The 20,800-nt window shown below is 39.0% G+C and carries 18 protein-coding genes; 6 read left to right on the top strand and 12 right to left on the bottom strand.

Translation table 11 applies throughout. From position 1 onward, the window contains the following. The first annotated feature begins 148 nt into the window (after nucleotides 1–148). On the top strand, nucleotides 149–1,723 hold the full coding sequence (locus E6139_RS09870) for a ClC family H(+)/Cl(-) exchange transporter (RefSeq protein WP_316402897.1): 1,575 nt from the start codon (nucleotides 149–151) through the stop codon (nucleotides 1,721–1,723). Nucleotides 1,724–1,889: 166 nt separating this feature from the next. On the opposite strand, the gene E6139_RS09865 is transcribed toward E6139_RS09870, so the two are convergent. Next, nucleotides 1,890–3,350: an alpha-amylase gene (locus tag E6139_RS09865; RefSeq protein WP_316402896.1), complete on the bottom strand. Its 1,461-nt coding sequence runs from the start codon at nucleotides 3,348–3,350 to the stop codon at nucleotides 1,890–1,892. A 159-nt stretch (nucleotides 3,351–3,509) separates the two neighbouring features. On the opposite strand from E6139_RS09865, the gene E6139_RS09860 reads away from it, so the two are divergent. From E6139_RS09860 to E6139_RS09850, 3 genes are read left to right on the top strand one after another with little or no spacing between them, the layout of a single operon-like run. Further along, on the top strand, nucleotides 3,510–4,262 hold the full coding sequence (locus tag E6139_RS09860) for a DeoR/GlpR family DNA-binding transcription regulator (RefSeq protein ID WP_316402895.1): 753 nt from the start codon (nucleotides 3,510–3,512) through the stop codon (nucleotides 4,260–4,262). Then, nucleotides 4,259–5,173, top strand: a complete 915-nt coding sequence (gene pfkB, locus E6139_RS09855; protein ID WP_316402894.1) for a 1-phosphofructokinase — start codon at nucleotides 4,259–4,261, stop codon at nucleotides 5,171–5,173. Before E6139_RS09860 ends, pfkB begins: the two co-directional genes overlap by 4 nt. Nucleotides 5,174–5,225: 52 nt before the next feature. Beyond that, a complete protein-coding gene (locus E6139_RS09850) occupies nucleotides 5,226–7,139 on the top strand; it encodes a fructose-specific PTS transporter subunit EIIC (protein WP_316402893.1) in 1,914 nt (637 codons plus the stop codon). 43 nt (nucleotides 7,140–7,182) lie between these two features. Here the strand turns inward: E6139_RS09850 and E6139_RS09845 are convergent, their stop codons facing one another. Then, nucleotides 7,183–7,368: a hypothetical protein gene (locus E6139_RS09845; protein ID WP_316402892.1), complete on the bottom strand. Its 186-nt coding sequence runs from the start codon at nucleotides 7,366–7,368 to the stop codon at nucleotides 7,183–7,185. Nucleotides 7,369–7,448: 80 nt separating this feature from the next. Beyond that, the gene (locus E6139_RS09840) at nucleotides 7,449–8,777 is read right to left on the bottom strand and encodes a hypothetical protein (RefSeq protein ID WP_316402891.1); all 1,329 of its coding nucleotides are present in this window, start codon (nucleotides 8,775–8,777) and stop codon (nucleotides 7,449–7,451) included. Nucleotides 8,778–8,911: 134 nt separating this feature from the next. Between E6139_RS09840 and E6139_RS09835 the strand changes: the two genes are divergently transcribed. Beyond that, a complete protein-coding gene (locus E6139_RS09835) occupies nucleotides 8,912–9,064 on the top strand; it encodes an SPJ_0845 family protein (RefSeq protein WP_316402890.1) in 153 nt (50 codons plus the stop codon). On the opposite strand, the gene yihA is transcribed toward E6139_RS09835, so the two are convergent. From yihA to E6139_RS09795, 8 genes are all read right to left on the bottom strand, one after another. Then, a complete protein-coding gene (gene yihA / locus E6139_RS09830) occupies nucleotides 9,061–9,657 on the bottom strand; it encodes a ribosome biogenesis GTP-binding protein YihA/YsxC (RefSeq protein ID WP_316402889.1) in 597 nt (198 codons plus the stop codon). The genes E6139_RS09835 and yihA overlap by 4 nt on opposite strands. Nucleotides 9,658–9,710: 53 nt before the next feature. Next, on the bottom strand, nucleotides 9,711–10,958 hold the full coding sequence (clpX, locus tag E6139_RS09825) for an ATP-dependent Clp protease ATP-binding subunit ClpX (protein ID WP_316402888.1): 1,248 nt from the start codon (nucleotides 10,956–10,958) through the stop codon (nucleotides 9,711–9,713). Between the two features lie 152 nt (nucleotides 10,959–11,110). After that, complete coding sequence (locus tag E6139_RS09820; RefSeq protein ID WP_316402887.1) at nucleotides 11,111–12,499, bottom strand: GH25 family lysozyme; 1,389 nt, start codon at nucleotides 12,497–12,499, stop codon at nucleotides 11,111–11,113. Between the two features lie 298 nt (nucleotides 12,500–12,797). Beyond that, nucleotides 12,798–14,081: a trigger factor gene (tig, locus tag E6139_RS09815; RefSeq protein ID WP_316402886.1), complete on the bottom strand. Its 1,284-nt coding sequence runs from the start codon at nucleotides 14,079–14,081 to the stop codon at nucleotides 12,798–12,800. Between the two features lie 103 nt (nucleotides 14,082–14,184). Then, nucleotides 14,185–15,108 carry a hypothetical protein gene (locus E6139_RS09810; protein ID WP_316402885.1) on the bottom strand — a complete coding sequence of 308 codons (924 nt, stop codon included), beginning with the start codon at nucleotides 15,106–15,108 and terminating at the stop codon, nucleotides 14,185–14,187. After that, nucleotides 15,105–15,650, bottom strand: coding sequence for an RDD family protein (locus E6139_RS09805; protein WP_316402884.1), 546 nt, complete (start codon nucleotides 15,648–15,650; stop codon nucleotides 15,105–15,107). Before E6139_RS09805 ends, E6139_RS09810 begins: the two co-directional genes overlap by 4 nt. Nucleotides 15,651–15,652: 2 nt before the next feature. Then, nucleotides 15,653–16,681, bottom strand: a complete 1,029-nt coding sequence (gene sppA / locus E6139_RS09800) for a signal peptide peptidase SppA (protein ID WP_316402883.1) — start codon at nucleotides 16,679–16,681, stop codon at nucleotides 15,653–15,655. Between the two features lie 20 nt (nucleotides 16,682–16,701). Next, the gene (locus E6139_RS09795) at nucleotides 16,702–16,989 is read right to left on the bottom strand and encodes a hypothetical protein (RefSeq protein ID WP_316402882.1); all 288 of its coding nucleotides are present in this window, start codon (nucleotides 16,987–16,989) and stop codon (nucleotides 16,702–16,704) included. 479 nt (nucleotides 16,990–17,468) lie between these two features. Here E6139_RS09795 and glmS point away from each other — a divergent pair, with 479 nt between their 5' ends. Next, nucleotides 17,469–19,277 carry a glutamine--fructose-6-phosphate transaminase (isomerizing) gene (gene glmS, locus E6139_RS09790; protein ID WP_316402881.1) on the top strand — a complete coding sequence of 603 codons (1,809 nt, stop codon included), beginning with the start codon at nucleotides 17,469–17,471 and terminating at the stop codon, nucleotides 19,275–19,277. A 149-nt stretch (nucleotides 19,278–19,426) separates the two neighbouring features. Here the strand turns inward: glmS and glmM are convergent, their stop codons facing one another. Further along, on the bottom strand, nucleotides 19,427–20,782 hold the full coding sequence (glmM, locus tag E6139_RS09785; RefSeq protein WP_316402880.1) for a phosphoglucosamine mutase: 1,356 nt from the start codon (nucleotides 20,780–20,782) through the stop codon (nucleotides 19,427–19,429). Between the last annotated feature and the right edge of the window lie 18 nt (nucleotides 20,783–20,800).

The raw sequence follows: 20,800 nt of genomic DNA, 5'->3' as shown, positions 1-20,800 counted from the left end.
AACGTCCTTTCTCTATTCAATCTTTTTCATTATAGCATCTCAGAAAGTTTCGCGACACTAGCAACATTTTAAAAAAGCGAATTCATTAATTCATCCTTGTTTTTCTTAGGAATTAGCGCTAGATTTAATAATGGTATGGGAGGAAATCATGAAAAAAGAACATGAAATAAAACGTTTAGATAGTACAAAAGTATTCTTTATATTAAAAGGAGTTTTGATTGGAGCAATCGCCGGAATCATTGTAAGTTTGTTTCGTCTATTGATTGAAAAGATGATGGAACATGTCATCACGCTTTATCTCTGGTTTCGTGATAATCCTTTATGGCTGATTCCATGGGCTTTAGTCATGCTAGTTTGCGCTTTGATCGTTGGCAGAATGATAAAATCTGAACCAAATATCAAAGGCAGCGGCATCCCGCAAGTCGAAGGAGCCTTGCAGGGTGAGATTAAATTGAACTGGTTCTCAGTTCTTTGGAAAAAATTTATCGGTGGCGTTTTGTCTGTCGGATCAGGATTATTTTTAGGTCGTGAAGGTCCCTCGATTCAATTAGGCGCTATGGTAGGACAAGGTTTTAGTGAATATACTCATGCCTCAACCTCAGAAAAAAAGATTTTTATTTCTAGTGGCGCAGCGGCGGGGCTAGGCGCGGCTTTCAATGCGCCGATTGCTGGATTGTTGTTTGTGATTGAAGAAGTTCATCATCACTTCTCGCCCTTGATTTGGTTAACTTCGCTAACTGCAGCTTTGACGGCAAACCTAGTCTCATTGAACTTTTTTGGTTTAAAACCAGTTCTGTTTATCGCAAATGTTCCATCACTACCTTTGAAGTATTATGGTCTATTGATTCTTTTAGGAATTATTCTAGGCGCACTCGGCTATGTTTACCAGATCGTACTTTTATCATTGCCGCAATTTTATAAACGAACACACTTGCCAGAACATCTTTATGGCATTATTCCCTTTTTATTGATTATTCCGATTGCTTTCTTTTTTCCGCATTATTTAGGCGGCGGCAATCAAATCGTCCTATCCCTAGGCAAAGAAGTTTTTCCATTGACTGTGTTGTTTTTCTTATTTCTTTTACGTTTTATCTTTTCAATGATCTCGTATGGCGCGAATCTTCCAGGCGGGATTTTCCTTCCGATTCTGACATTAGGTGCCTTGATTGGTGGTATTTTTGGGACTGTTTTGCATCAATGGTTTGGGATGGATTCCATGCTGATCCGAGATTTTGCGATTTTCGCGATGGCGGGATATTTCACAGCTATCGGAAAAGCGCCATTAACAGCAATTATTCTTGTTACCGAAATGGTTGGTAATATCACGCATTTAATGCCTTTAGCAGTTTGTTCGTTAACCGCTTATGTAATCAATGATTTATTAGGTGGTAATCCAATTTACGAATCGTTGCTTGAACGTTTACTCAAAGGACATCTTCCAAGTATTACTGGAAATAAGACGATCATCGAATTTCCTGTTACAGCCGAAAGTACTTTGGATGGTACGATGGTTCGCGATTTTAATTGGCCGGATGAGATGTTGTTGATATCGATTCGACGTGGCTCTTCTGAAATACTCACTCACGGAGACACGATCATGAAGGTTGGTGATCTACTCATGATCCTGACCGATGAAGGCTATACACAAAAAATAAAAGCAGAGATTCGCAAGCGCTCAAATGCTGCGATTGCAAAAAAACAAGATAAAGCAATAAAAAGTTAAATTAGAAAGCAATTTTGAAAAATCCTTTACAAATAAAAAGCAAATGTTTATATAACTATCCGAATGGAAAGAAATATTAGCATTTGCTTTCTTTAAATATTCTCAAAGTCACAGACGATGGATAAATTGATCAATTTAAACTACTCCACAGAGTCTCTTGAATGATCTAGCCTTGAATTTTTTTAGCTAGTCTTTCGTTCACGTAGACTGAAACCTGACCGTCATTCACTGGAAATACCCCTTGTCCATTTTCATCCAATACCACTTTAGCTTCATTATTTCCAAGTAAATCAACAAATGTTTCACCTTCATGAATAGCGCTGATGGTCATTTCTTTTTCGCCACCATTGGCATTTGTCATAATCACTGCCGCTCCTGATTCAGGATCATCAAAATCACCTGTTAAAGTCCAACCAATCACATCAGGATCATCAAAATAATCTGCTTGATTACCAAAATTCAGCATTTGTCGCAACTTGATTAAGTTGTTAAGACCCGGACCAACTGCTTCAGCGTTTTCCGTTCCATACAAGTCTCCCCAAAAAACGACTGGTTCACCTTCGTTTCGCAGTAAAATTAAACTATAGGCATGCAATTTGAACCAGCCTTCTACCCACGATTCCAAGCTTTGTCCATGTTGGGTATCATGATTATCGACAAATGTTACCGCCCAATCGGGACGCGTCTCGATCAAAGTTCCAGCAAATATTTGCCTCATATCAAATCCACCCATAGTTGAAGCCGCTTGAAAGAAATTGAAATGTAGTGGAACATCAAAAAGTGAAATCAGGTTTCCAGAAGAATCTAGATATTCCTGCAGTTTCTCTAGCTCATCGGACCAATACTCTCCGACAACAAAAAGATCTTCACCTTTTTCCTCACGACGTTTAAGAAGCCAATCAACAAAAAGGTCAAATCGAATGTGCTTCACTGCATCTAAGCGATAACCATCCACACCTGTCAATTCCTGATACCATTTACCCCATTTGTCTAATTGTTCGATGGTTTCAGGATTCTCCATGTCTAGATTACATCCCATTAAATAATCAAAGTTGCCATTTTCGTCATCAACATTCGGCTCCCAGCCTTTGTCTGCAAAGTTGAAAATCGCATGATCTTTTTCCCGAGCATCATAATCTACCCCTGAAAAATTTTCCCAATTCCATTGATAATCATTGTATTTACCTTGACGACCAGGGAAAGTAAATTTTGTCCAGGCTTCAATTTCTTCTTCTCCGGAATCAGGTTTAGTCCGATCATCAAAGCGATAGGAAACAGCTGAAACGGTTTCTGTCTCATCTGCGCCCATAAAATGATCGAAAACAATATCTGCATAAATTTTCAATCCAACTTTTTTCAATGCAGCTATACTGCTTAAATACTCTTCTTTGGTTCCATACTTTGTTCGAACACTGCCCTTTTGGTCGAACTCGCCAAGATCATAAAGATCATAAGTTCCATATCCGACATCATTTGCGCCTTCAGAACCTTTATAGGCCGGCGGCATCCAAATAGCATCAATTCCAATTTGACTTAATTCCTCCGCTTTTTCTGCTAATGTCTTCCAATGATTGCCGTCAGCAGGAAGGTACCATTCAAATCCTTGTAAAATCGTTTGTTTTCCCATAATCTTCACCTCTCTATATTTATCATACAGAATTTTAGCGCTCCTTCAAAATAAGACGAACCAAATATTCCTGTTTAAATGTTTTTGACCGTTTATGACTGTTTATGGTTGTATTATAAAAAAAACTGTGGTACTATTTCAAATGAAGGAGGATTGAAAATGCTTACAGAAGAACGACACAGAAAAATTACTGATTGGCTGGAACGGGATGGATTGGTAAAATCACAGGATCTAATCCAATGGTTAGATGCTTCTGAATCCACAATTAGACGTGATTTACAGGAACTTGAAAATTTAGGGATGCTGGAACGTGTCCACGGTGGTGCAAAACGTCCACAGCATCTTGAACAAGAACTAGGTATGGCTGAGAAATCATCCAAAAACGTTCAACAGAAGAAATTGATAGCCAGATATGCAGCTAAGAGCATATCCGAAGGCGATGTAATCTATTTGGATGCCGGAACCACAACTTCTGAAATGATCCCTTTCCTTAAGAATCGAGCAATCACAGTCGTCACAAATTCAGTAGGTTTAGCTGCTCGTCTGGTTGAAGCTGAAATCGCAACAATCGTATTAGGTGGACGAATCAAACTGACAACTGACGCAGTTGTAGGATCTCAAGCCTTGGAACAATTGAAACAATATCGCTTTAATAAGGCCTTTATGGGAATGAATGGTGTTCGAATAGACAGCGGCTATTCTACTCCTGATCCTGAAGAAGCGATATTAAAAAGGGCAGCGATCCAACAATCCGAAGAAGCATTTGTCTTAGTTGATCACAGCAAATTCAATCAAACAAGTTTTGTCAGTGTCGCTCCATTGTCAGCAGCTTCAATCCTCACCGATACCTGTCCTTTGGTTATCCATAATCAAATCACAGAACAAACTACCTTGAAGGAGGTTTCTGTATGATTTATACAGTGACACTAAACCCATCGATTGATTATATAGTACATGTTGAACAATTAATGATAGGCGATGTTAATCGCATGAAGAATGATTTAAAACTACCAGGAGGTAAAGGGATAAATGTTTCGCGGATTTTGAAACGAATTGATAATGATTCTACCGCATTAGGATTTCTCGGCGGATTTACTGGTCGTTTCATAGAAGAATGGCTGGAGAGAGAAGCCATTCAGACCAACTTTACCACAGTTGCTGATGATACACGAATTAATATCAAGTTGAAGGCCGATGAGGAAACGGAGATCAATGGTCAAGGCCCTGTCGTTTCAGTAGAAGAAATGAATGGACTAAAAAAAGTACTGGAAAACTTGACTTCAACCGACATCGTAGTTTTGTCAGGTAGTAAGCCTGCCAGTGTTCCGACTGGCTTTTATCAAAAGCTAATTGAGATCATTAAAGGTAAAGGCGCATCGTTTGTGATTGATACAACCGGTGCTGATTTGATGGATGCCTTAGAAAAAGGGCCACTTTTAGTAAAGCCAAATAATCACGAACTGGCAGAACTATATCAAACAAGCTTTAATTCAGTTGAAGATATTTTTCCGTTTGGTCAACGTCTGCTAGACGAAGGCGCACAACATGCGTTGGTCTCAATGGCCGGTGATGGTGCTCTGCTATTTACTGAAGATGGCGTATTTCGTTCAAATGTACTGAAACGTGAAGTGAAAAATTCCGTGGGTGCAGGTGATTCAATGATCGCTGGATTTGTCGGTAATTATACTAAAACACAGGATTCTGTCGAAGCATTTAAATGGGGCGTTGCATGCGGCAGTGCCACTACATTCTCAGATGATTTAGCAACAGCAGATTTCATTAAGGAATTATTACCAGAAGTTGAGATCACTAAAGTAAAATAATGCTGATTTCCCTTCTGTCAAACATATATTTATTACAATTGGAGGAATTATGATGGATATTAAAGATTTATTGATCAAAGATGCCATGATCATGGACTTGCAGGCGACCACAAAAAAAGCTGCGATCGATGAAATGGTTCAAAAAATGTATGACGCTGGCCGTATTTCTGACACTGATATTTATAAAGAAGGAATTTTAAATCGGGAAGCTCAAACTTCCACTGGCCTGGGCGACGGTATCGCAATGCCTCATGCAAAAAATAGTGCAGTCAAAGAAGCGACAGTTTTATTTGCTAAAAGTAAAAACGGTGTTGACTACGAATCTTTAGATGGTCAACCAACCTATCTATTCTTTATGATCGCTGCTCCAGAGGGTGCGAACGATACACACTTGCAAGCATTAGCTGCCCTATCTCGACTTTTAATTAATCCAGATTTTGTTGCAAAATTGAAAGCGGCTGATAGTCCAGATCAAGTCCAAGCGACCTTTGATGCAGCTGAAAAAGAAAAGGAAGCTGAGGAAAAAGCCGAAGCAGAAGAGAAAATAAAAGACACAAATCGTCGTTATATCGTTGCGGTAACAGCCTGCCCCACTGGAATCGCACATACTTACATGGCTGAAGATGCCTTGAAGAAAAAAGCGAAAGAAATGGGCGTAGAGATTAAAGTTGAAACTAATGGTTCTGAAGGAATCAAGCATCGCTTGACTGACGAAGATATTGCCCGTGCTGACGGAGTCATCGTAGCAGCTGATAAAAAAGTAGAAATGAATCGTTTTAACGGTAAAGAGTTAGTCAACCGTCCAGTTAGTGATGGAATCCGAAAACCTGAGGAATTGATCAACCTCGCCTTGAGCGGAAGCGCTCCTATTTATCATGGCAATGGCGAAGAAGCTTCAACTAGCGATGACAAAAGTGATAATGGAACTTTAGGACAACGCATTTATAAAGATTTAATGAATGGTGTATCACACATGCTACCATTCGTCATCGGCGGCGGAATCATGATCGCTTTATCATTCATGATTGACCAATTTATGGGCGTACCTCAGTCTGAACTTGCTAATCTAGGGAATTACAATCAAGCTGCTAGCTGGTTCAATCAAATCGGCGGTGCTGCATTTGGTTTCATGTTACCTGTTCTTGCTGGATTTATCGCATCAAGTATTTCTGATCGTCCTGGCTTGATTGCTGGTTTTGCAGCTGGTGCTTTGGCAAATGCTGGCGGAGCTGGTTTCCTAGGTGCTTTGATTGGTGGTTTTATTGCAGGATATGTCATTGTGTTCTTGAAAAAAATCTTCAAAAACTTGCCTAAATCACTTGAAGGAATCAAAGCGATCCTCTTCTACCCCTTCTTTGGGTTGATGATTACTGGTTTCTTGATGCTCCTTGTCAACGTTCCAATGAAAGCCATAAATGATGGTTTAAATGGTTTCTTGACTGGCCTTAGCGGCTCAAATGCGATTTTATTAGGCGCTCTGCTTGGCGGAATGATGGCTGTCGATTTAGGTGGTCCTATCAACAAAGCTGCTTATGTATTTGGTACGGCAACGCTTGCGTCAAGCGTCGCTCAAGGAGGATCAATCGTTATGGCGGCTGTAATGGCAGGTGGAATGGTACCTCCTTTGGCTATCTTTGTTGCAACGCGTCTGTTCAAGAATAAATTTGAAAAGAGTCAAGTAGATGCAGGATTGACAAACATTGTAATGGGACTTTCTTTCGTAACTGAAGGAGCGATTCCGTTTGCAGCTGCCGATCCAATTCGCGTGATTCCAAGCTTTGTCGTTGGATCAGCTTTAGCTGGTGGATTAGTTGGTGCTGTCGGCATCAAATTGCTTGCCCCTCATGGCGGGATCTTCGTAGTTCTCTTGTTGAGTCATCCGTTACTTTACCTTTTATTCATCGTCATCGGTGCAATTGTGTCAGGTGTTATCTATGGTTTAGTTAAAAAACCAGTTGTTAAGTAATAAAAAAGAAATCCACTCTCAAAAACTTGAGAGTGGATTTTTTTTACAGCCAGCGATCTCTTCTGTGAGCGCGGACAGGTTGAGGTTTTGGTTTAATCGCAAACAGGATCATCCCAATAAAGAAAACTGCAATCGACAAAGGAATCTCTAGAGACGGAAGTGGCAACAAGAAAATTAATGCAACGATCAATAAGCAACTACCCATTATCTTGATATATCTTCGATCCATAGCAAACCTCACCTTTCTATAGCAAAAGTACAATTTTTATTAATCTTTGAAATGCAGATAGTTCTGCTATTTTCCCTCCATCAAATTTCTAAAATATCTAACTGATTTTTAGCGGATACCTTCTTCTGATCAATAAATGACACAATCAAATGCTTCGCTTCTTTTTCTAATGAAAAGGTCAGAGAATCATTTTTGCGACTCACTTGATGGATAGTCATGTCCTTCAATGCCAGTTTCAACTCATCTAAAGGAAAATCCAAAAAAGCTTTTTTGGGGATGAATAGTTGTAAGACAGCGGTATAATCCTTATAACGCATATCCTGAATCTCAAATTCAATAGAATCACGAATATAGTACTCAAATGCTGCTAAACCTTTGTCTAACGTCAACTCAGGATACAAAATGTGATAGTTCATCATCCTCTCGCTCTCATCATCAATCCACGGGAAGTAAGCAAGAGCGTTTAGACCACCCTTCATTCGATTTACGCGATATTGATTCGTCAAGAAATTATAGGTTCTAGTGACGAAATAAGAAGCATCACTCTTTTCAGTCGGTTGGAACTGCTCATTTTGATATTGCACTGTTTGGATTACTGTGTCTTCAAAAGCAAACTCAATATAGGGTTGTTTCAATATGCCGACACCGTTAGTATAAGACAATTGTGAGATACCTAACTGATCCCTAAATAATTGTTGAAACCTCAAATTCGCTGCATCTTGCCACTGAAACGGGTCCTTATAGAGCTCAAAGAAAACGCCTGAACCCAGCTCTGCTACTTGGTCAACCTGCTGGATCTCCAGCAACAATTGTTTAGCAAACAATTTCTTATAAGGAGCTCCCAAAAAAAGCCACCAACAAGCTGTCAGACAGACCCCTTTATAAAAAACATCGTAACCAGGAAAAGGATTGCAATCTACGACAACATCACCATTAAGCCCTTTCATTTTGGGTAGCACTTTGGTTTCTTCTGCTGATTCAAATGAACGGCGTTTGGATAACTCACTCGTGTTATGATAAAGATACTCATCATATGAACGAATGTAAGCAAAGAAACCATGTTTAATCAAACGCGACCGCAAATAATCTAAATAGACGTTTTCCCAATAGTAAAAATTTTTCTCGTTGATAATACTTTTTTCGAATAGCGAATCTCCTAACAAGTGAATTGTCGTTTCTTCTTCCGCGTTTTTCAATTGAAGCCAAAAATCTTCCTTTAACCCAAACTCAGTAATGGTTCGCTGCAAATGTTCCTGATTAAACTCCTGTTCTTTCCCATTGATTAGCATTTTGTCTGGTTCCAGCAATAGGCGACTCATGACTAGCCAATCGGTGATCGTCAATTGAATATCGGCTTGCTTAAGATCGTAAAGCTGGCTGACACTGTATAACTTCTGATTTTTTTCCATTGCCTTCCCCTTTCTCATAGCTCTATTATAATTATATCTTAAAGATTTAAAAAACCCTATGAAATTGATTATTAAGTTTAAAAAAATTGTATACTATAATTGATTATGATAAAACTAAAACTGGAGGTGTTCAAATGGGACTAAAATTTGAAAAAACCGATGATTTGGATAAGTTATTTGAATCGTTCGCTGTCGATCCTGATAAAAAAGTACAAAAGGACGAAGATATTCAAAAGTTTTTAAAACCAAAAACTGAACAAACAGATAAAAAAAAGGATCAGGCTTAAGCCTGGTCCTTTTCGATTGCTGCCTCGATAGCCTGCCATGCTTCTTCTTTTCCTTTTTTTGTTTCAGAAGAGAAAAGAATGAAGGTGTCATTCGGATCAAAATCTAGTTTTTTCTTAATTGCACTTGTGTGTTTGTTCCATTTTCCCCGGGGAACCTTATCAGCCTTCGTTGCGACGACAATCACAGGGATATTATAATACTTCAAAAACTCATACATCTGAATATCTTCTTTACTAGGATCATGCCTAACGTCAACTAGTGAGACCACCGCTCGTAACTGCTTGCGGCTAGTAATGTATGTTTCAATCATCTCGCCCCACTTGGCGCGCTCTGTCTTCGAAACCTTCGCATATCCATATCCAGGAACATCGACAAAATGCAAAGCATCTTCAATTAAATAAAAATTCAATGTTTGAGTTTTACCTGGTTTTCCTGATGTTCGTGCTAAGTTTTTTCGATCAATCAGGGTATTGATAAATGAAGATTTCCCCACATTTGAACGTCCTGCTAGAGCAATCTCTGGCAGATCCGTTTCAGGATATTGTTTTGGCGAGACCGCACTGATCACGATCTCTGCATTATGCACTTTCATTGCTTCACGCCTTTCAAAAAGGGTTCACAAATAACTTTGTGAACCCTCACTTATTAACCTGCTTTTTTCTTATCGTTATGATATTCAATGATCGGTTTTCCTGTTCCTTCAACAGACTCTTTGGTCACGATCACTTTTTCAATTGATTCGTCTGATGGAATATCGAACATGACATCCATCATCACATCTTCGATGATAGAACGCAAGCCACGAGCGCCTGTGTTTCGTGCAATAGCTTTGTCGGCAATTGCGTTCAGTGCATCAGCGTCAAACGCTAAATCCGTTTCGTCGTACGAAAGTAATTTTTGATACTGCTTAACTAACGCATTCTTCGGCTCAGTCAGAATACGAACCAAATCCTCTGTCGTTAATTTTTCTAATGCTGTTGTTACAGGTAAGCGACCGATGAATTCTGGAATTAAACCGAATTTCAATAAATCTTCAGGAATAATCTGCTGCATAATACTTGCATCTTCATCAATTTTCTTGTTATTTGTGCCAAAGCCAATCGTTTTTTCGCCTAAACGATTTTTGACAATCGTCTCGATCCCATCGAATGCTCCGCCAACAATAAACAAAATATTTGTTGTGTCAATTTGGATAAATTCTTGATGTGGATGCTTACGTCCACCCTGTGGCGGCACACTAGCAACCGTTCCTTCAAGAATCTTAAGTAAGGCTTGTTGAACACCTTCTCCTGATACATCCCGTGTGATCGAAACATTCTCACTCTTACGTGTAATCTTGTCTATTTCATCTATATAGATGATTCCTTTTTCCGCACGTTCAACATTGTAATCCGCAGATTGTAACAATTTCAATAGAATATTTTCCACATCCTCGCCGACATACCCAGCTTCAGTCAAACTGGTTGCATCCGCGATCGCAAATGGGACATTCAGTGTTCTCGCTAAAGTTTGCGCTAAAAATGTTTTACCTGATCCAGTAGGACCAATCAAACAAATATTGCTCTTTTGCAATTCAACCTCATCAAGCCCATCACTCTCAGTATTCACTCGTTTATAATGATTGTACACCGCAACCGATAAAGCCTTTTTTGCTCGATCTTGACCAATAACGTATTGGTTTAAAACATCCAGCAATTCTTTTGGTTTTGGTACATCAATAAATTCACGAATCGCTTCTTCATGGAATTCCTCGTCGATAATTTCTTTACAAAGGTCGATACATTCATTACAAATGTATACTCCCGGACCCGCCACGACTTTTTTTACTTCCTCTTGGGTCTTTCCGCAAAATGAACAGCGGACTGTTTCACCTGCGCCTGTGCTCTCATACATGGCTTTCACCTCTTGCTTCTTTCTCTACAAGTGTTTCCACGATTGCAGTCTTTATCTATAATAACATAAAGCATTGAAAAGACAAAGAATCCAAGTGTATTTAAAAAGGAAATCTAAAGAAAAAAGTTCTCGAAAATTCGAGAACTTTTAGTCTATTTTGCATACCAGGCCAAGCCTTCATATCTCCAGCCATGCTTTACTAGATTATTTTTTTCATTCGTGTTCAATGTGTAATGATGCGAACCGGCTTTAGCATTTGGATTATACAACCGATGAAGTGCTTTCGAACCACCAGAGTACCAAGAGATTCCTTCGTATTTCCAGCCTTTTGAGACTAGGTTGTTCTTTTCATTCGCATTCAAAGTGTAATGATGATCACCAGCATTTTTGTTATATAAACGATAGACTGGCGCCCCTGAAGTCGGACCATTCCAACCGATGCCTTCATATTTCCAGCCTTTTGAGACCAAATTATTTTTCTCAGCAGCATTTTGTGTGTAGAAATGCTCGCCACTATTTGGGTTGTAGACACGATACATCTGAACAGTATTTTCTGGCTGTGTTGTTTTCGGATTACTGAAAGTTCCAGTATAATCTGCGTTGATATCAAAGTTTCCGCCTACGCCAGGAAATGATAATTGTGAAGACCACTGCCAAGCACCGTATTGCGTATAGAAATTCGTCGTTGAGAGATTATAAGGATAAGCAGCTACCCAAATATTTTTGTTCCCAATCGTGGCACCATTGATCCGACCGCTAGTCAACCAATTTAAACCGATATAATGGCGAACATTTCCGTAACCCAATGATTTCAAACGATTTTCGAAAGCTCGAGAGTTGTTGGTGTGATCCCCTTTCCCAGCAATCTGAGGCTCCTCGATATCATTGACCATTACTGTACCACTGCTGAGTCCAAGTCTTTTTGCTTCTGCTGCAAAATAGTTGGCTTCTGCAACGGCTTGAGCATCTGTCTTAAACCAGCTGTAATGATAAGCAGAAACCTTCATACCAGCCGCCATAGCATTATTAATTTGCGATTGTGCATAAGGATTTTTATAACTAGTAGCTTCAGTTAATTTAACAACAACGCCTGTAACGCCATAATTTCGCATTTTTTGAAAGTTCGCAACAGAGATATTTCCATTATGAGAAGAAATATCAATAAAGCTCTTACTCGGCGTATTCGTATTCGTTGCCGAAACTGACGGCAATGCTGCGAACAATTGAATCGAAGGATAAAGGTCAGAACGCCCTTTTGGTAATGACATCGTACCTTCTGCTGTATCTATTTGTGATTCAGGAACGACAATCTCTTCTGGTACGGAGCTGTCTGTCGTTTGAGTGCTTTCTTCTGTATTCTCAGCTGTTTGCTCAACCGCTGGTGTATCTGCTTGCGCTTCAACGGTTGATGATTCGCTTATTGCTGCCGTATCAACTATTTGGTTGTTGCTTGATTCTTGAGTTTCCTCAGCATATACTGCCGTTGAACAATTTAGAAACAAAACAGTCAAGAAGCATAATCCTAAAAATTTTTTCTTCATTTTCTCCTCCTTAAAGTATCGAAGCATATATCTAATGATAGAAAAGTTGCCTCGATAATTAGTCTCATTTATTAATAATTCAATATTACCAAATTTAGATGTTATTTTGAAGTTATTCGTTATAAATACTATAAAAAAACTGAGAAACTAAGTTATTGAGAAGATTAAGTCTTGATACTTCACTCAAAATCTCCATAAAACAAAAAAATATGCCGTACAAAATGTGTGCGGCATACTAAAAATAACCTTCTTTATTTAGCTGCTCACCAGTTAAATGGTAAGCAGCTAAATGCTGAAATTATTTTTCTACAGCTGTTCCAGTTACAAGTTCAACTGCTTTTTTCATTTTAATATCATGCTCCAACATGTCTTCAGTAAGAACACGTTTGATTTGTTCTTCTGGCATTTGGTACATGCCAGCTAATTCGTTGATTTCTTTAGCAATGTCTTCATCAGATGCTTCGATCTTTTCTGCTTCAACGATAGCTTCCATCACTAAATTAGTTTTAACACGACCTTCTGCTTCACCTTCAAATTGAGTGTGTAAGTCAGCTTCAGTTGAGCCTGTTAATTGATAGTACATTTCTGGAGAGATGCCTTGACGTTGCATGTTGTTAAGGAACTCATCCATTGAACGATGGACTTCGTCATGCACCATTACGTGTGGAAGTTCAACGATTTCAGCGTTATCCACTGCTTGCTTAATGGCAGCTTCATCTTTTGCTTCTTTTGCAGCTTCTTCTTTTTGTTTAGTTAATTCATCACGGTATTTTGCTTTTAATTCATCTAAAGAATTAACTTCTTCATCAACATCTTTAGCAAAATCATCGTCTAATTCAGGTAATTCTTTTGCTTTTACTTCGTGGATCGTTACTTTGAAGATTGCTTCTTTACCTGCAAGATCTTCAGCTTGATAATCTTCAGGGAAGGTAACTGTAACATCTAAGTTTTCACCTGCTTTGTGACCAACTAATTGTTCTTCAAAGCCAGGAATGAACGAACCAGATCCTAATTCAAGTGAATAGTTTTCACCTTTTCCACCTTCAAAAGCTTCTTCGCCGACAAATCCTTCAAAGTCGATTACAGTTGTATCGCCATTTTCAGCAGCTTCGTCTTCTTTGATGACTAATTCAGCTTGAGCTTCCTGTTCTGATTTTAAACGAGCATCTACGTCAGCATCTGAAACTTCAGCATCTTGTTTAGGAACTTCAAGTTCTTTATAGTCACCTAATTTTACTTCAGGTTTTACGGTAACTTCAGCCTTGATGACCCAAGCTTCACCTTTTTCCATGCTGTCTACATCGATTTTTGGTTGAGAAACCGGATCGATTCCTGCTTCTTCAACAGCTGCTTCATAAGCAGTTGGCAATACATCGTTTAGAGCATCTTCATACAATGCTTCTTCACCATACATGCGGTTAAATACTTGACGAGAAACTTTTCCTTTACGGAAGCCAGGTACGTTAAGATTTTTTTTCACTTTGTTGAATGCATTTGTTAATCCCTTTTGAATTTGCTCTTGTTCAATTGAGAAAGTTAACACACCATCATTGGTGCCAGTTTTTTCAAAATTTGCAGTCAAATTTGTTCCCTCCGAATACTATTATACTTGCATTTTGCATACCACTAAATATTACACTACTGATTGTGAAATGTAAATATAAAGCTATTACTCTCGGCATTTTTTAATGATAATCGAACATAAGTTGTTTAATCTTACTACGAACCATTTCTACAGCATCATCCAGCTTTTCTGCTTTTCCTCGATACTCAGCTAAATAACTGTCCACCCATGCTTGGGGTCTCATAAACGAGCTTTGTAATGGATACAAGAAGGCCATTTCTAGCTTGACTTGTTCCAATAGATTCGCTAAAAGGATCGGGTCCTCATCAATTAAGTAATCATTCAAAAGAGTTTCGATCTTGTTTTGCAGTGTATCATCAAAGCCAGTATGTGCCGGAGACAGCTCAACGATTTCATCTTGGATTGTCAAATATCTGACCTTTTCCACGACCCCGACTTTAGCTAAGCTCTCAAATAAGAAACTGCGAACCAACGGCGCAATTTTGCGATCCAACATAAAGCTTTCAGCCAAGGATTGTAGACGTTTTTCTGGAAGCTGCTTGATTCTTCGAATGACAATCAATTGATCCATCGGCATCATTGCCGGCAATTGACTCAGTTCAGTTTCAAGTTGTTCGATTACCGCTTGTTGTTGTCTTTGAAAAAAAGTTTCTTGTTCATCGATACGCATCGACCACAAGTTTTGCTGTTCTTCAGTTAATTGTTTATTTTTTTGTGCGCGCCAGAGAAATTCACGAGCGGTGAAAAACTTTTGAGAATATAACTGAATTTGCAAATATAAATCAATCATCTCAGGTGTTTCAAGGTAGCTTTCTATCTCTTCTTCGGAGTATTTCAACGCTTCAGCAAAATCTCCCTGCTCCAAAGCCAGACTTGCGATCAGGCGATTCAATTTTGCTGAAGGATTTTTCTGATAAGCAAGTTTATAATTTTCTAATGCCAGTGAAAAATTCCCAGCTGAAAAGGCCTCTTCAGCTAGTGTTAAATAATAATGATCATTTTTTGGAAATTCTATCGGATTCATTCTTGGTCAATACCCTCTCTAGCTGCTATTAAATTAATCGTTACAACACTGGTATCTGAAAAGTAATCGCCAATATGCTGTTTGTTAGGTGTAAAAATTGTTACAAGATAACCTAACATAAAAAAGGATCCTCGCAAGATATATCGACAAGCACCTTCACGAACCAACACTGTTTGCCAGCTCAATTCGGCTTCTGTGAAGCTAATAACGCGAATGCCAAAAACCATCTTACCAATCGTTTGACCATGATTCATTTTTGTTAATAAAATGAAATACGCCAAATAGACTATTAGTGCTAAAAAACCATATACGCTTGTTATTTCAGTGTTTTTTTCTATGTTAAGCAGGTTAGCCGGTAAGCCAAGCAAAATAGTAGTCACCGCTGTAACACAGAGTAAATCTACTAGATATGCAAAAAAACGGATCCAAAAGCCTGCGTAAAAAAAGTCTGGATAATGATTAAATTGCGGCTGACGTTGTCTTTTTTCAAGCAACCGTGTCACCGGTCCAACTGCCGGTCTTTGATTAGTCTCTTCAGCCATGACTATTCACCTCCATACAGATACATCGCTTTAGGAGCTTGAGGAGTGCCAACACTTTCAACGATATTTCTTACCAGCTCTTCTTGTGAAGGCTTGATTCCTTGGAGTTCTGCTAAACTATTACCAAACCAAGTATTCATAAAATTTGTGGATCCGCTAGTATATGAAATAACTTTTGCGTCGCTCAAACCTTTGTCTTTTCGCAAAGCCTGCAATGCTTGATCTGGAAAACCGATATCATCCACTAAACCATTTTGAAGAGCCTGCGCTCCATCATAGATTCTTCCATCAGCTAATTTCCGCACCGCCGCTTCATCCATATCTCGGCCCTCCGCTACGACTTTGACAAAACGCCCATACATACTATCCACAAAAGCTTGTAAGACTTCTTTATCTTCTTTTGTTTGAGGGCGAGAAGATGAGCCGATGTCTTTTAGAGCCCCACTCTTGATTGTGGCATCGGTGATTCCAAGTTTTTCCATCAAGCCAGAATAATTCATACTGGACATAATCACCCCAATCGAACCAGTCATCGTATCCTCTGTTGCAAAAATCCGATCAGAATTAGCTGCGATATAGTAGCCTCCGCTAGCCGCTTGGCTTTCCATTGATGCATAAATCGGAATTTTTTTATCTTTTTGAATTTCTTTCAAGGCACGAGTGACTTCTGCCGTCTCATAGACTGATCCGCCTGGTGAATTAATTTCCAACAGAATCCCTTTTATTGTCGAATCATTTTTGATCTTAGCTAATTGCTTCATAAAAGAACTGTGGTTATAGCTATCAGTTGAAAATAATCCGCTAGTTCCATCGTCAACAATTGTACCCTCTACTACTAATTTGGCAATTTTCTCAGTACTTGAGCCAGCTTCTTCTGTTTTTTCCTGAGGTTCATCTGTCCCATATAATAACTCGTTCACTTGACTAAGTTCTTTACTACGTTCATTTTTTCGGCTGATCGTCGACGATATCACTGAAAAAATCAATAAAACAACTGCAATAACGACCGCAACCCAACGTCTCTTATTCATTTTCTTCCTCCATTTTCGTTCTAATATAAGTTACGGATAATCAATACTTTTTCAGTCGGTCCTTCAGCATTCATTTTCTCCGCTTTCTCCAATAAAGAATATCCTCCGAAAAATTCATGAGTCAAAGGATCCTCGATTTGAAATGCTTGGGCTTCTTCAATGCTTAAAGCATCTGGATTGATTTCTTGGATGCTATCCCAACCGGTATCTAAAAAGATTTTTGTTTCGTCATTAATTTTTGGATCATCTGAAAGCTGCGCTAAAAATTTCCGCAGTCCACCGACTGTCAAGTTTTCTGGTTGATTCATCTTGTTTTCCTCCTTATACATTTTGTGAAAAATATGATCACAAAAATTGCCGTTCATCATCGGACTAATCCAGCGAACAAAAAAATATTATATTGCTACAATCGCCCAAAGAATGATACTTCTCTATTCTACATTATTCTCCTTACAGATGATACGCAGAAGCAATTTGTTTTTTTTCATCAATACTTTTCACGAATTACATATATACCAATTCATTTAAAATAAAAAATAGTTTGACTAAACGGAAAGTTTATATTATATTATTCATTGTTTCCGAGGTTAAAACAAAAAAATCTTAAATGTACCAATAAGATAGCGCCAGACCCTTTTTGGGTGACGAGGAAGAAGCTAATCGAATCATTCGGCGGGTGGCTTCAGGGTAGCTGTGCTCTACAGATCATTACAAAAACTTTATAAAAGAACAAAAAAATGATCAGACAGCTCGGAAACATATAATGACAGGAAAGTAGGAAGACATTATGTGTGGAATCGTAGGTATTGTAGGAAATGAGAATGCAGCAAGTATTTTAGTGGATGGATTAGAGAAACTTGAGTATCGTGGTTATGACTCAGCAGGTATTTTTGTAGCAGATCAGAGTGAAGATTTCTTGGTCAAATCACAAGGACGGATCAAAGAGCTAGCAGCAAAAATTGGTGATGATGTTCATGGAACAATCGGAATCGGTCATACACGTTGGGCCACTCATGGAGAACCAAGTGAAGAAAATGCTCATCCACATACTTCACAAAGTAAACGTTTTGTTTTAGTTCATAATGGTGTAATTGAAAATTATGATGATTTAAAACAGAAGTATTTGGCTAATGATAGTTTTTATGGTGAAACAGATACCGAAATCGCTGTTCATTTGGTGGAATACTTTGCTGAACAAGGACTATCGACCAAAGAGGCTTTTCGTAAAGCTTTAAAAGAAATCCATGGATCTTATGCTTTTGGATTGATCGACAAAAAAGACCGCGACACTATCTACGTCGGCAAGAATAAAAGCCCACTGTTAATTGGACTAGGCGATGGTTTTAATGTTATCTGTAGCGATGCGCTAGCAATGCTACAACAAACCAATCAGTTTGTTGAGATCAACGACGGTGAAATGGTTATTGTTACCAAAGACCATGTGGAAATTGAAGACAAAGAAGGCAATGAAATTCAACGTGCTCCTTATGAAGCAAAAATCGATCTTTCTGACATGGAAAAAGGAACATACCCTTACTACATGTTGAAAGAAATTGATGAACAGCCAGCAACCATGCGTCGGATCATCAGTGAATACACAGATGAAACAGGAACCGTCGTTATCGCAGAAAAGTTACTTAAAAGCCTATTGGAAAGCGATCGGATTTACATTGTTGCTTGCGGCACTAGTAATAACGCCGGCTGGGCAAGCAAGCAGATCATTGAAGGATTGGCGAATATTCCCGTAGAGATTCATTTATCAAGTGAGTTCGGCTACAATATGCCTTTACTTTCAGAAAAACCATTCTTTATCTATTTAACTCAAAGTGGCGAAACAGCTGATAGCCGTCAAGTGTTAGTGAAAACCAATGAATTAGGCTACCCTTCCCTAACAATTACAAACGTCGCTGGATCAACGTTATCTCGTGAAGCAAGCTACACGATGCTGTTACATGCAGGACCTGAGATTGCTGTCGCTTCAACGAAAGCATACACAGCACAAATCGCTGCATTGACCGTTCTAGCTAAAGCGGTCGGCGAAGCTAAAGACATCGCTGCTGCAAAAGAATTTGATTTAATAAAAGAATTAGGAATAGCGGCCAACGCAATGGATGTGATGATTGCTGAAAAAGCGATGATCGAAGAAATTGCTGCAGAATATTTGGCCACAACTCGCAACGCTTTTTACATTGGTCGTTCAGAAGATTATTATGTCTCAATGGAAGTAGCCTTGAAATTAAAAGAAATCTCTTATATCCAGGCAGAAGGCTTTGCTGCAGGAGAATTAAAGCATGGTACCATTGCTCTAGTCGAGGAAGGCACCCCAGTTATAGGAATCATTACTGAAGCTGTGACAGCTCCTCACACTCGTGGAAATCTGCGAGAAGTAGAAAGTCGTGGCGCTCACACTTTAGTGATTGCTTCAGAAGAATTGAGTAAAGATGGCGACCAAATTATCTTACCAGTCGTTCATCAATTCTTGCGCCCACTTGTTTCTGTAATTCCTGGGCAATTGATTGCTTACTATGCGACATTACTACGAGGTTACGATGTTGATAAGCCTCGTAACTTAGCAAAATCAGTAACAGTAGAATAAACAAAAAGAAATTAGATAAAAAGACGTCCCAAACTCGTAACATGAGTTTGGGACGTCTTTTGTCTAAAGTCTAAAAGGTTGAGATTATTCTCAACCTTTTTTAAATACAAAAGGCCCGATCATTTAAGATCGGGCCTTTTGCTGTTCTATTAATCTAAACCAATTTCTTCGCGAACAACTGCCGCGATTTTGTCAACATAGTAATCAACTTTTTCGTGGGTTGGCGCTTCTGCCATAACGCGTAATAATGGTTCTGTTCCTGAGGGACGAACTAGGATCCGTCCGTCGCCATTCATTTCTGTTTCAGCTTCTTCAATTGCCTTTTTGATAGCAGGGACATCCATTGCGCCGTATTTATCACTGACGCGAATGTTCACTAATTTTTGCGGATAGATTGTTACTTCTCCAGCAAGTTCAGAAAGTTTCTTACCCGTTTGTTTCATGATATTCAATAATTGAACACCTGTCAGCATGCCGTCACCAGTAGTATTGTAATCTAAGAATAATACATGACCTGACTGTTCACCGCCAAGATTATAATCATTTTTCCGCATTTCCTCAACTACATAACGGTCCCCGACTTGTGTAATCACATCTTCTAAACCACTTTCTTCAATCGCTTTATGGAAGCCTAAGTTACTCATGACTGTTGTTACGACAGTATCCTTTTTCAAACGTTTGCGTTCAGCAAGATATTTTGCACAGATAAACATGATGCGGTCGCCGTCAACGATGTTTCCTAATTCGTCTACCGCAATCACTCGATCTCCATCACCGTCGAAGGCCAAACCAGCGTCTGCACCTTTTTCAACAACCATTTTTGCTAAAGCTTCCGGATGGGTCGAACCAACACCTGCATTGATATTCAAGCCATTTGGTGAAGTTCCCATCGTATAGAAGTCAGTCTCTAAATCTGCAAACAAGCGATTAACACTAGTTGATGTCGCTCCATTCGCTGCATCAACACAAACCGTTAGACCAGATAGATCGCCTGAGATGGTTTGTACTAAAAATTGAGAATATTTCAACAGGCCTTCGTGGAATTCATCTAAGGTTCCTAGTCCTTCAGCTGATGGACGAGGTAAAGTATCTTCTTCCGCATCTATCAGTGATTCAATCTCAGCTTCTTGTTCGTCAACCAGTTTGAAGCCATCACCACCAAAGAATTTGATACCATTATCTTCTGCAGGATTATGCGATGCAGAGATCATTACCCCTGCTGAAGCCTTTTGTAATCTAGTTAGATAAGCAACCCCTGGAGTTGAGATAACCCCAAGTTGGAATACTTCGATCCCAACAGATAATAAACCAGAGATTAAGGCTGTTTCTAATAATTCACCAGAAATACGGGTATCACGACCGACCAAAACACGTGGACGTCCTTCACTCTCATGATGTTGACTTAATACATAACCGCCGCAACGTCCTAGTTTAAATGCAAGTTCAGGTGTTAACTCCTTATTCGCGATTCCGCGTACTCCATCTGTTCCAAAATATTTACCCATTAAATTATATTTCCCTTC

This window comes from Enterococcus sp. (genome assembly GCF_032555305.1).
Taxonomy (GTDB): domain Bacteria; phylum Bacillota; class Bacilli; order Lactobacillales; family Enterococcaceae; genus Enterococcus_A.
The sequence above is the reverse complement of the archived record's forward strand: the minus strand, read 5'-3'. Positions and strand labels throughout refer to the sequence as shown.